At 38.2% G+C, this 12,208-nt stretch carries 9 protein-coding genes and 1 pseudogene; 4 read left to right on the top strand and 6 right to left on the bottom strand.

All coding sequences use genetic code 11. The annotated features are described in order from the left end of the window. Positions 1-39: 39 nt before the first annotated feature. From purT to A0J48_RS17240, 4 genes are all read right to left on the bottom strand, one after another. A complete protein-coding gene (purT, locus tag A0J48_RS17255) occupies positions 40-1,209 on the bottom strand; it encodes a formate-dependent phosphoribosylglycinamide formyltransferase (RefSeq protein WP_200325200.1) in 1,170 nt (389 codons plus the stop codon). 163 nt (positions 1,210-1,372) lie between these two features. Beyond that, positions 1,373-3,190, bottom strand: a complete 1,818-nt coding sequence (locus tag A0J48_RS17250; RefSeq protein ID WP_200325161.1) for an ABC transporter permease subunit — start codon at positions 3,188-3,190, stop codon at positions 1,373-1,375. A gap of 43 nt (positions 3,191-3,233) precedes the next feature. Continuing rightward, positions 3,234-4,208 (bottom strand): ABC transporter ATP-binding protein, encoded by a 975-nt coding sequence (locus tag A0J48_RS17245; protein ID WP_200325159.1) that lies wholly within the window; start codon positions 4,206-4,208, stop codon positions 3,234-3,236. A gap of 249 nt (positions 4,209-4,457) precedes the next feature. Beyond that, on the bottom strand, positions 4,458-5,312 hold the full coding sequence (locus A0J48_RS17240) for a mechanosensitive ion channel family protein (protein ID WP_200325157.1): 855 nt from the start codon (positions 5,310-5,312) through the stop codon (positions 4,458-4,460). A 189-nt stretch (positions 5,313-5,501) separates the two neighbouring features. On the opposite strand from A0J48_RS17240, the gene leuB reads away from it, so the two are divergent. The 4 genes from leuB to accD all read left to right on the top strand — a co-directional run bounded on the left by leuB (position 5,502) and on the right by accD (position 9,434). Continuing rightward, complete coding sequence (leuB, locus tag A0J48_RS17235; RefSeq protein ID WP_200325155.1) at positions 5,502-6,590, top strand: 3-isopropylmalate dehydrogenase; 1,089 nt, start codon at positions 5,502-5,504, stop codon at positions 6,588-6,590. Between the two features lie 89 nt (positions 6,591-6,679). Beyond that, complete coding sequence (locus A0J48_RS17230; protein WP_200325153.1) at positions 6,680-6,940, top strand: hypothetical protein; 261 nt, start codon at positions 6,680-6,682, stop codon at positions 6,938-6,940. Between the two features lie 116 nt (positions 6,941-7,056). Beyond that, a complete protein-coding gene (locus A0J48_RS17225; RefSeq protein WP_200325151.1) occupies positions 7,057-7,878 on the top strand; it encodes a prepilin peptidase in 822 nt (273 codons plus the stop codon). Between the two features lie 605 nt (positions 7,879-8,483). Further along, complete coding sequence (gene accD / locus A0J48_RS17220) at positions 8,484-9,434, top strand: acetyl-CoA carboxylase, carboxyltransferase subunit beta (RefSeq protein WP_200325149.1); 951 nt, start codon at positions 8,484-8,486, stop codon at positions 9,432-9,434. A 111-nt stretch (positions 9,435-9,545) separates the two neighbouring features. Here the strand turns inward: accD and A0J48_RS17215 are convergent, their stop codons facing one another. Beyond that, entirely contained in the window at positions 9,546-10,988 is a 1,443-nt protein-coding gene (locus A0J48_RS17215; RefSeq protein WP_200325147.1) for an MFS transporter, read from the bottom strand. 294 nt (positions 10,989-11,282) lie between these two features. Beyond that, positions 11,283-12,208, bottom strand: a pseudogene (locus A0J48_RS17210) (hypothetical protein); the annotation flags it as partial.

The raw sequence follows: 12,208 nt of genomic DNA, 5'->3' as shown, positions 1-12,208 counted from the left end.
CGTAGTGAGTGCTTGAGCAATCACTACATTTATATATATTTAAACCAATTTCACCTTACTTGCAGCCCTTGTAGCCTTCTCTCTCGCATCTTCAATATCAGCACCTTTTGCCAAAGCTACCCCCATCCGTCGATAGGGATGAGCAGTAGGTTTACCAAATAATCTAATATCTACATCTTTTTCTGCTAATGCCTCAGCCACACCAGAAAAAGCAATAGAATCAGATTTTTCCGAGGCTAAAATTACTGCACTGGCAGAAAAACCTAACTGTTCAATGTGGGGAATTGGTAAACCTAAAATTGCCCGTAGATGTAATTCAAATTCATTCAAATTTTGAGAAATTAATGTCACCATGCCTGTATCATGAGGTCTAGGAGAGAGTTCAGAAAAAATCACTTCATCTTTAGTAATGAAAAATTCCACGCCAAAAATTCCTGCACCACCTAAAGCATCAGTAACTTTTTTAGCTATTTCTTGAGATGCTAATATCTTATCTTCAGAAATACCTGCTGGTTGCCAAGACTCTTGATAATCTCCTCTTTCTTGTCTGTGTCCAATGGGAGGACAGAATATAGTTGGAGCATTCCATTGTTTAATGGTGAGTAAAGTAATTTCGATTTCAAAGTTAATAAATTCTTCGACAATTACTTTTTGACTATCACCTCTGGAATTAGAAATAGCATAATTCCAAGCTTTTTCAACTTCTGTTCTATCTTCAACTACAGATTGGCCTTTTCCTGATGATGACATTACAGGTTTAACAACATTTGGAAATCCGATTTGGTCAGAAACTGTAATCAATTCTTCTAAAGTTAAAGCATAACCGTATTTAGCAGTTCTTATCCCTAATTGTTGATGCGCTAATTCGCGGATTCTATCCCGATTCATTGTGTAATTAGTGGCTGCTGCTGTAGGAATAACTGTAATTCCCCGTTGTTCAAATTCCTGTAATTTCTCGGTTCTAATCGCTTCAATTTCGGGAATAATAAAATCAGGCTGATGTTTAGTGACTACAGCTTCTAAATCATCTGCACTTAGCATAGAAATTACTTCAGAACAATCAGCGACCTGCATAGCGGGAGCGTTAGCATAGCGGTCAACTGCAATTACATAATTGCCTAAGCGTTGAGCAGCAATTACAAATTCTTTGCCTAGTTCTCCTGAACCTAACAGCATCAATTTTTGAGGTAGTTGCAGCGATTTTTTCATAAAAAGATGAGGTAAATATTTATTGCGGTAATTTGTCATTCTCATTTTATACAAAAATGACCATAAAAATCCCCAACTTCTTCAAGAAATCGGGGATTGGGGTATTACGTTTTTTAACGTTATGCTACTTACCCACCATGAATAATGTCTGAATAATCTTGGTTTATCTTCCAGCTAATAATGCCTTGGTTGCAGATTCACCCAAAACTCTAACTTGTTTTCTCAATTGGAAATTTAACAAGGCTAGAACAGTGAAATCTGATAGTAACGCCATAAAAATTGTGACTGTTGTTGATTTTTCTATTGCTGCCCAAGGAAAGGTAGAAAACAGCCAGATGGCAGAATTTGCAGCTGGGTCATTAGCCAAAATTGACAGGAGAATGGGTGGTAAAAATATTGCAGCACCTACAGTACCAATTGCCCAAACATAACGTTTAGAATTTTTCATCAGCAACATAAGTTGAGCAATGGTAGCGTAAATCAACATTAAACTCATGGATAAACCTAGAGTCAATATGATTTTGCCGAATTCAATATCTTGATGATAATCTCCGGGATAGGCTAAGACTGTAACTAATAAGGGTATGTAGGCAATTACTAAATTAATGAAAATTGCCAGAATTGCAGGGCTTTTTTCACCAAAAATTAAATCTTGCCAGATTGATTCATGAGGTTGATTTTGGTGTCTATATCTAGCCCAATCTTGGATTGTGGGACGGGGTGGTGACAGGAGAATAGTTAAACTGATAATTAAGGCAAAATTGACCATTGCCGTTAAATATACGACATCTAAAAATTGATGTCTGGGGGCAAAGTTCATTGCCAATCCTATGAACATGACCTGAGTAAAAGCTATGAAAAAATAGCTTTGAGATTTACTTAAAATTGTGGTATTTGGATTACGAAAACAGCGTTCCATTGCTTGCCAAATACCGTAACTACAAACTCCATAATTAATGAGATAAAATCCTACTAAACTGAGGAAGTTTTTGCCAATTGGGAAGTAGAAAAATGCGAGATTATTTAATGGTGAACCTTGGTATACATGAAACAGATTAGGGAATAGGTAATTGGTAATATCCCAAGGAGCAAAAAACCTAAACCAATTCAGAGGGTTGTTAATTTGATCATAAGAAGCATTCGCCATGATCATCGTCATGAACAACAAAACCAACAAACCACCACTTCCTAACCAGGGTTGAAAACTGCTGAACCAGCGACTGACTAAACCAAAAAGAAGTGCTGCACTGTAAAAGAACCCGCAGCAAGCAGCAAGAACAGCATAGTAACTAAGAATGTAACTGGAGGCAATGTTAGCAGAACGTCCAGCCCAAAAGTGTAAAGGAATGGCAGTGAGTACAAACAGATAAATTAAACTGGGTACACCTAACATTTTTCCAGCCAAAATACTGGTTTCTGACTGGGGACTAAGACGAATAAAATTGAGTGTGCCTCGATGTTCTTCTTTGGCTAAATCGCTGATTAATAGATAAGTACCTGCGATTAAGAGTGTAAAGATAAAAATTACACTGAATGTCAGAAAGTAGTATTCCCAGTGGTCTCGCCACCACATTTGCCAGTCAATTTGATCCAGAGGACAAAACTTAGATAGCTTAGTTTGTAAGTTCGCAATTTGGTCGTTGACATCCTTAAGTTTTGCCTGTAAATCAGGAATTATGCTGGTGTCTGATAGTTTAAGTTTAATTTGTTGATAATTAGCTAATTGTTGATTAAGTTGAGATTGTTGTTGGTAAAGCTGGTTTTGTTGTTGTTGATATGCTGGCCACAGACGGCAGTAAGAACCGCTGATAGAGTATTCGTCATTGGGTAAGTCGGCGAGTTGATATAGAAAAACTACTAACTGTAGTAATAAAGATGAAGCAACAGCTAGTATGACATTAAGAGGCTTAAATCGGCCTTTCAGTTCTCGAAAAAGTTGCGGGTTGAATTCACCCACTCTGGCTATAAAATTAATTAGCATGGTCAATACCTAGAAAGATTGAGAATTTTGAATTTTGAATTGTCTATGATGCTTGTTTGTGACCTAATTTCAGGAAAATAGTTTCTAGGTCTTCTTGAGTGCAGTGAAAATCGGTTAAGGGAATACCTGTGCTGATGAGCGATCGCAATAATTCAGCACAATCTTCCTGTGTACCAGAAAAATTCACTCGCACACTATTTTTGCTATGTATCACCTCCCACTCTTCCACCCAAGGATAATTTTGTAACTCACTTACCAATACATCTATGTTTCCCAAAGTGGAAATAAAAATTTGCTGTCGGGCTAAACGTTGATAAAGTTTTTTCAAGGAGGCGCTTTCTACCAAAAAGCCCAGTTCCATAATGCCCACAGAAGTGCATAACTCTGCTAAGTCGCTGAGAACGTGGGAAGAAATTAAAATTGTCATTCCCGCTTCTTGCAGTGCTTTGATGATTTCCCGAAACTGCATCCGTGCAATAGGATCAAGTCCAGAAACTGGTTCATCTAACAGCAGTAATATTGGTTCGTGAATAATTGTCCGGGCTAAACTTAAACGCTGCTTCATCCCCCGTGACAGGGTAGAAATCATGCTGTTACGTTTATTTCCCAATTGGATCAGTTCTAAGACTTCATGGAGACGTTGAGTGCGTCGTGGTTCTCGCAAGCGATATAAACGGGCAAAATAATCCAGGTAATCCCAGACTGTTAAATCATCATAAAGTGGGTAGTCATCGGGTAAATAACCAAGGTGCCGTTGGAGATTGGGGTTGCTTTTGTCACGCAGTAAGCGATGGTCCGAGGGACCCGCTACGCGAACGCCATTAATATATATTTCCCCTGTAGTTGGCTCTTCCGCAGCAGCTAACATTCTAATTAAAGTTGTTTTACCTGCGCCATTCGGTCCAATTAATCCATACACCTCACCCATCTGGATGTCTAAGTCAACATCGTTGACAGCAATGTGTCGTTCAAATTGCTTAGTCAGTCCACGGGTACTAATTGCTAATTCTTTTACCATAGCTGCTGAGTGGCGGCTTATATTTAATACTTAAGCTAACCTGTGTCTACAGCAGTTATAACTTTAGTTTCGGAAATGGAAACAAGTTTTAGTTAAATTTGAGCATGAACATGAATTGGAAAGATATGGGTAGCGATCGCCTTGACCAATTTTCCAGTATTTCCTCAAAAAAATAGGCAAAGCATCTGCCTTACCTAATATTAAATTTTGTCAATTTTTGTTATACAAACTTGACTTTCTGCTTCAATATCAACTTCTTTCAGATGGCGATGGTATGAAACTATGACCGTCATATTGAGATAAACTATTGACTGTGTAACGCTGTTCAGGAACTGCATATCCAGCTTCTCCAAAGGCTTGTAGGATAGCTTTATTGGTGTCAAAATAAACTTGCCAATAGTGGTTATTGTGGCAATAAGGACGAACAGCCAGAACAGAACCGGCTAAGTTAAAAGAGAGAATTTCTACATCTGGTGCTGGGTTGTCGAGAACGTTGGAAATTTGCCTAATTTTGGATTTTAACAGGGCGATCGCTTGATTATGATCCACATCATGAGCGAGTTGAGCCAACAAATCAACACGACGATAAGAATTAACTGAATAATTCTGAATATTATCAGCAAAAATTTTGTTATTTGCCACAATTGTCATCACATTATCTGGTGTATTTAAGGTAGTCGTAAACAGTCCAATTTCTACAACTGTTCCTGTGACACCACCAGCGGTAATAAAATCACCAACCTGGAAAGGTCGGAAAATAATTAAAAATGCCCCTGCGGCAAAGTTAGCCAGCAGTCCTCCCCATGCTGCACCAATAGCAATACCCACAGCAGCTAGTAACGCAGCGAAAGAAGTTGTTTCAACGCCAAAAAAGCCAAGAATCGCTACAATTAAAACAATTCTTAACGTCACAGAAATGATATTTAACAGATAAGTAATCAGTGTTGGTTCAATCTGTTGGTTTCTGAAGGCACGTCTTAATAACCTGATGCTAAACTCTATCAATCGCAGACCAATAAACAACAGGAGAACTGCACCAATTACTTTGAGTCCAAAAGTAGTTAACAGTGCGATGGCGACTTGAGAAATTTCTGGGAAATTCATAAATTAGTTTTATTTTTGAGTTTTTAATCAAATAAACATTCAACTAATTTCCACAAACCTCTGGCAATAGCTTAAACTGATTACTGACCGCTGACTGCTGAATGCTGATCTAAAAACTTTGCCATTTATTGACACTTAATAGGTATGATGGTAAGTCTGCCTAAACTTTTACATCATCTAACTGAAGCTATGACTCAAAACTACCGCATTACCTTACTTCCTGGCGATGGCATTGGCCCTGAAATTATGGCCGTAGCGGTAGACGTGCTAAAAATCGTCGGACAGCGGTTTGATATTGCTTTTGATTTTCAAACCGCCCTCATCGGTGGTGCAGCTATTGATGAAACTGGAGAACCTTTACCTGCAGCTACTTTAGATATGTGTCGCAATAGCGATGCAGTCTTACTTGCTGCTATTGGTGGTTACAAATGGGATTCTTTGCCCTCTCATCAACGTCCTGAAGCGGGTTTATTAGGACTGCGGGCGGGTTTGGAATTATTCGCTAATTTGCGTCCTGCCAAAATTTTGCCCCAATTAATTAACGCTTCCACCTTAAAACGAGAAGTTGTGGAAGGTGTGGATATTATGGTGGTACGAGAACTGACAGGGGGAATTTATTTCGGTAAACCCAAGGGCATTTTTGCCACCGAAACCGGAGAAAGACGCGGTGTTAATACAATGGTTTACTCTGAGTCAGAAATTGAGCGCATTGGTAGAGTCGCCTTTGAAACAGCACGGAAGCGTGGTGGTAAACTTTGTTCCGTAGATAAAGCCAATGTGTTAGAAGTTTCCCAATTGTGGCGAGAAGGCATGACTAAGCTGGCTGCAGAATATCCAGATATCGAACTATCTCATTTATATGTAGATAATGCCGCTATGCAGTTAGTCCGCTCACCTAAACAATTCGATACCATCGTTACAGGTAACTTGTTTGGGGATATTCTCTCTGATGCTGCTGCCATGCTGACAGGTAGTATTGGGATGTTACCTTCTGCAAGTTTGGGTGCTTCTGGTCCCGGTGTATTTGAACCTGTTCACGGTTCAGCCCCGGATATTGCTGGTCAAGATAAAGCTAACCCCTTAGCACAGATTTTAAGTGCGGCAATGATGTTACGTTACGCTTTTGACCAACCAGAGGCAGCAGATTTTATTGAAGATGGAGTGTTAAAGGTGTTACAACAAGGCGATCGCACAGGAGATATTATGTCTGAAGGCATGAATCTTTTAGGCTGTCAGGCTATGGGCAACGCGCTGATTCAAATCTTGGAAGCCAAATAATTTTCTGATTAAGGTTGAATATTTTCACATTTTTTGCTAAAAGTTTCGGATAAACTAAAAGCAAATCTATCAATCACACAAAATCAATAGTGTACGCTGCACAACCAGGACAGGCAAATTATTCTGCCCCAATAAACCACACGCCTTTGGTTGATCCTAATGTCATCAAGGCGGCAGGTCATATTTACTACACCTACTGTGAGGTACATCCCGAAATTATCGGGCAACCTTCAGGTGTAGCAATTAGTCGCCTAACCTATCGAGGGAAGGTGATTTTTACTCAAAACCCAGTGCTATTGCCCCAAGAATGTTTTGTACCATTAAATCAAATTGAATCGTATATGTATTAGTCACAGGGAACAGGGAACAGGGAACAGGGAAGAAATGAATTTAAAATTCAAAAATGCCTATTACCTATTGCCTCTTGCCTCTTGCCTCTTGCCTTTTTTAACTGATAACTGACAATATGGACGTTTTAATTATCGTCTCTGCGAGTATCATTGTCTTTGCTTTTGGTGCTTCTATTGGTAGCTTTGTCAATGTAGTGGTTTATCGCCTACCTGCGGGATTATCCTTGCTTTGGCCACCTTCTCGTTGCCCACAATGCTTAAATAGACTCAAAGCTTATGATAATGTTCCTGTGCTAGGCTGGTTATGGTTAAAAGGACGATGCCGTTATTGTCAAAGTAAAATTTCTCGCCGTTATCCTCTAGTAGAAGGGATAACAGGTCTATTATTTTTAATCATATTTTGGGTTTTTCAATTTTCCATTGTCACCATAGGTTATTGGGCTTTTTGCAGTTGGTTATTAGCCCTATCCCTGATCGACTGGGATACCATGACCCTACCCCATCCACTTACTAAGTCGGGGTTATTATTAGGCTTAGTATTTCAAATGGGATGCGGTTATTTGTTAGAACCTAGCTTTGTAGGTGTAATAAAATACCTAATAATCGGTATAGGTGGTGCAGTCCTGGGTATATGGCTATTTGATAGCATCTCAATTCTTGGTTCTCTAGCCTATGGTAAAGCTGTGATGGGTGGAGGTGATGCCAAATTAGCCGCCATGATGGGAGCTTGGTTAGGTTGGCAGCATTTACTCATAGCTTGCTTTATGGCCTGCTCCTTGGGAGTATTAGTAGGTGGAGGCGCAATTTTACTATCACGTCATAAAATGGGGGAAAAGATGCCTTTTGGGCCTTTCTTAGCTTTGGGCGCAGTAATCACTCTTTTTAGTGGAGAAGCTATTTTGTTCCACTACCTGCGTTTATTTCTGCCAGCAGCTTGAAATAAGAATCAAATTTAACTTATATTTTGCTCCTTGCCTTCTGAAAGTTGAATATCCCATTTCTTTAATATCAAATTTTAATGTCTTTTTTTCTGATCCTAAGAAACCTACATCCGCCATGACTGTAACTACCATTACTTCATCTGATCTTTATATTTTGGTAAGATTAACCTGTGACTTGTATTACCCTCAAACAACACTTTTGGCATTTGGTCAAGACAACTAATGCCACAAATGCTGACTACTGACAACTGAGTAATAAGCATCATGAATTGGGAGGAAAATTCATTTTCACGGGGATTTTGTATTTTCACACTTTGGCCGATACGTTGATATAATTAAGTCCCCTGACACGGTTAGAAAAGAGTTGTATTGGCAGAAGCACTTTTATTAAGCTATCAACCAAAAATACAAAATCAGGTCTGAATTGGTGACAAGCATAATTTGATGATGTATTCCCAAACTGAAAACATCATCCTCAATCAAAAATGCTCAATACCCATACAAGAAATGGGTAAGGTCAATCCAAAATCTAAAATCTAAAATCTAAAATTGCCCATTGATTGACCTGTATTTGACCTCATACCTACTTAAATAAGATAAAAATGGCAAACAACGAAGAATCACGCGGTTTAAAGTCTCTATTTGATTGGTTTGCAAATCGACGTAAATCAGGTTCTACCAATTTAGAACGCCAAGAACGGGAAATAGCAGATGGGTTATGGAATAAATGTCCTAAATGTGGCGTTTTAACTTATGCCAAAGACCTAAAAGCTAATCAAATGGTGTGTGTCGAATGCGGTCATCATAATCGGGTGGATAGTGATGAACGTATCCGTCAATTGATAGATGCAAATACCTGGAAACCCTTAGATGAAAATTTGCGCCCCACTGATCCTTTAGGATTCCGCGATCGCAAACCCTACAGCGATCGCTTGCGGGAAACCCAAGACAAAATCGGTTTAATAGATGCAGTAAAAACCGGTTTGGGTCAAATTAATGGTTTACCCATGGCTTTAGGAGTCATGGACTTCCGGTTTATGGGTGGTAGTATGGGTTCTGTGGTTGGGGAAAAACTCACCCGCTTAATTGAACAAGCCACACAACGCCGTTATCCTGTAGTGATTGTTTGTACCTCCGGCGGTGCGAGAATGCAAGAAGGAATGTTGTCCTTAATGCAGATGGCAAAAATCTCCGCCGCACTACAACGCCATCAAGATGCCCGCTTACTGTACATTCCCGTTTTAACAAATCCTACCACAGGAGGTGTTACCGCTAGTTTTGCCATGCTAGGTGATATTATCATCGCCGAACCCAAAGCCACCATCGGTTTTGCAGGAAGACGAGTCATTGAACAAACCCTGCGAGAAAAACTACCCGAAGATTTCCAAACCGCTGAAGATTTACTCAAGCACGGGTTCGTAGATGAAATTGTCTCCCGTACCCAGTTAAAGAATACCTTGGCACAGTTAATATCTTTACACCAACCAATGCCAACCACACCCAGTATGGTTTTGTGGGAAACTATGACATTGAGTTCTACCGGGGTAGAGTAGGCAGGAGGCAGAAGGCAGGAGGCAGGAGGCAGGAGGCAGGAGGCAGAAGGCAGAAGGCAGGAGGCAGGAGGCAGGAGGCAGAAAAATATACTCCCTGTTCCCTATTCCCTCTTAACTGTCACCTGTCACCTTTTCCCTAACAAATACCAACGGTATCAATGCTGCAAGTCGGACAATACTAGAAAGGGCAAATAAGCCTAATAAACCACCAAAGTGTGGAGATTGGGCAACAAAACCGCCAATGGTTGTTCCTAATGCACCAGTTACACCGGCAATAGCAGCTGCGATCGCAAAATAAATAGATTGATTTCTGACTGGGGTAATACCAATTTGCATATTGTTATTACATAAATCAACTGCTGCCCCAGTACCACCAATAAAAATATGTAATAGTGGTAGCCACAGCCAGATATCTAAATCATTGTTGCCAATTCCAAACCATAATAAAGGTGTAAGCGCAACAATAATTCCTGCAAATATCAAAATCGGGCGATTTCCTAATTTATCTGCTAACTTACCCCACAACACAACCATCAGTAAATTTGCCCCTGCTTGCAAACTGCTATAAACTGTCACCCAACCCACATCTAAATTTAAAGTTTCTAGCAGATAGAGATTAACAAAAGGGGCGCAAAGATTAAAAGAAAGCATCCATAAACTGAAATACAGTATAAATATCCAAAAATTAGAGTTTTTATGGAAATTATCAGTATTTAGCAATCCTAAATTCTCACTAGATTGGTTTTGGGAAATAGAGATTGTATCAGTAATTTCTGAAGATATGATTTTGTCATTGGCAGATAAATTACTAGTATAAGTATTTTGTAATTGGGGATTTATATCAATTTTAAAATACTGACATCCTAGACTAATAATCCCAAATAAAATTCCTACAAACAAAACTACACCATAACCTTGGAGAGTTCCCCCATACCAATGGGAAACAGCAAAACCAGCTAAAGGTACACACAATAAATTAGTTAAACTTGCAGCACTATTGCGGATACCAAAATATCTACCACGCAACTGTCGAGGAACAATTATAGCTAACCAACTCATCCAAGATGCGCTTCCTAGTCCACCATAAAGATGACTAAAAAAGACAATGAATAGAGTTAATATCACCAACTGTTGAGAATTTATAACTCCCCAACCTGTACCAATAATAGCTATTACTAAAATCAGCCATAATAGACGAGAAATTCCATAAACAAGTGCAGAATACTGAAAACGGCTAGTAGTGCTTTCTGAAATCAAAGCACCCAATGGCTGAATCATATTTACCAGCATGGGAATTGAAGCAAGCAACCCAAAAACTACTGGACTAGCATCCAATTCTACCAAAAAGTTACTAAGTAAAATTCCTCCAGTAGTAATAGAGAAAATTGTGGCAAAAATAGCATCTAAAGTAGAGGCTTGTAAACTGGTGCGGATAGCATTTTTAGGAAAACGAAAGCTAGATTGAGATTGAGAAGATAAGGCTGTTGTTATTGAATCAATTTGAGGAATTTCTAGATTTAAAGATGCAACTGTTTCTACTTGAACAGAGTCCATAAGTGATCGTCTATGACGAAATCGGCAAAATTTCAGTTAATGATAATGCTTTGTTATTCTATCTACGATTTCTCAATAAAACTTTATAACTGTTAAATATCTGTCTTGAGTTGCAGCATCCATAAATGAAATACTATGAGTAGTAACTAGCTAATTTATTGATTGTCAAGCGAACGCAAAAAAATATAGCAATCCTACCCCAATCGTGAGAAAATACGTAGATAAAAATCCTTGTTTTATAAGCATTTGAGGCTTTTTGAACTCTCACGTATCATTTAGGATTGCTATAATTTCTCATTCATTTAAATTCTGTGCAGATGAATTACTAAAATATTCTAAATTGAGTTTAAAATAATGCTCAATTTCTGGAAATTGACTATACTCTTTCAATAATATTTCTAGTTCTTGGGGAATTGGAGTCTCATTTGAAATACCAGGCTCTGTTTTCCATAATTCTTGCTTGCTTTTCCACTTTCGTATTTGTGAAGTATATTCACGTTTTACATGAATCTTATACTCCTTAAATTTATCTTCATCCTGAAGTATTTCTCTACTTAGAATCATACTATTTAACAGTGCAGATATAGTCAGCATATTAATTTGTTCTTTTAGACGACCTAGATTACCTGAAGTAACTATATATGTATTTTGATCTTGGTCTAATTCATAAATATTCAATATTTCATCTGTAATATGGTTTAATTTTCTGGAATATTTGGAAATTATATCTATATATTTAATGTCAAAAAGTCCAACTGATTTGAGACCAGATTCATATATATCATCTTTTTTTATGTTGTTAAACATCCTCTCAAGAGATTCTCTCTGTAATTTAGATATCCATCCTTTTATATTAATATTAAGTTTTTCAAAATCCTCAATGTGAGCTTCCATAGCAGCAATAAGTATCTTCGCTATTTTCTTTTGCTCCTGAGTTTTCCTGAATCTTTCTAAAGCTCTATTTCCAATATATAAGCTTATGACTGCTCCAAAAGTTATTAACGATTGTGCAATTATTGGATTTTTAAATAATTTATGTAAATCTGCTGGTAGATTGAGAAGAACATGAAAAATATATGAAAATGAAAATGGAGAAATTAAAAAAAGCACAGAAGGCAAAATAATAGGTCTAGCACTAAACCAGTTCACTGATACTTTCAATATATCAATCTCATAGCTTATCTTTATAGTTTGCCAAACTAACCATAAACCTATCAGAC

It is taken from the genome of Sphaerospermopsis aphanizomenoides BCCUSP55 (assembly GCF_001586785.1).
GTDB classification, from domain to species: Bacteria; Cyanobacteriota; Cyanobacteriia; order Cyanobacteriales; family Nostocaceae; genus Sphaerospermopsis_A; species Sphaerospermopsis_A aphanizomenoides_A.
This window is presented reverse-complemented; position numbering and strand designations above follow the sequence as displayed.

What these genes read in the sequence shown, in the direction of transcription:
- purT (WP_200325200.1), bottom strand. Translation starts at nt 1,209, where the DNA reads ATGAAAAAATCGCTGCAACTACCTCAAAAATTGATGCTGTTAGGTTCA.
- A0J48_RS17250 (WP_200325161.1), bottom strand. Translation starts at nt 3,190, where the DNA reads ATGCTAATTAATTTTATAGCCAGAGTGGGTGAATTCAACCCGCAACTT.
- A0J48_RS17245 (WP_200325159.1), bottom strand. Translation starts at nt 4,208, where the DNA reads ATGGTAAAAGAATTAGCAATTAGTACCCGTGGACTGACTAAGCAATTT.
- A0J48_RS17240 (WP_200325157.1), bottom strand. Translation starts at nt 5,312, where the DNA reads ATGAATTTCCCAGAAATTTCTCAAGTCGCCATCGCACTGTTAACTACT.
- leuB (WP_200325155.1), top strand. Translation starts at nt 5,502, where the DNA reads ATGACTCAAAACTACCGCATTACCTTACTTCCTGGCGATGGCATTGGC.
- A0J48_RS17225 (WP_200325151.1), top strand. Translation starts at nt 7,057, where the DNA reads ATGGACGTTTTAATTATCGTCTCTGCGAGTATCATTGTCTTTGCTTTT.
- accD (WP_200325149.1), top strand. Translation starts at nt 8,484, where the DNA reads ATGGCAAACAACGAAGAATCACGCGGTTTAAAGTCTCTATTTGATTGG.
- A0J48_RS17215 (WP_200325147.1), bottom strand. Translation starts at nt 10,988, where the DNA reads ATGGACTCTGTTCAAGTAGAAACAGTTGCATCTTTAAATCTAGAAATT.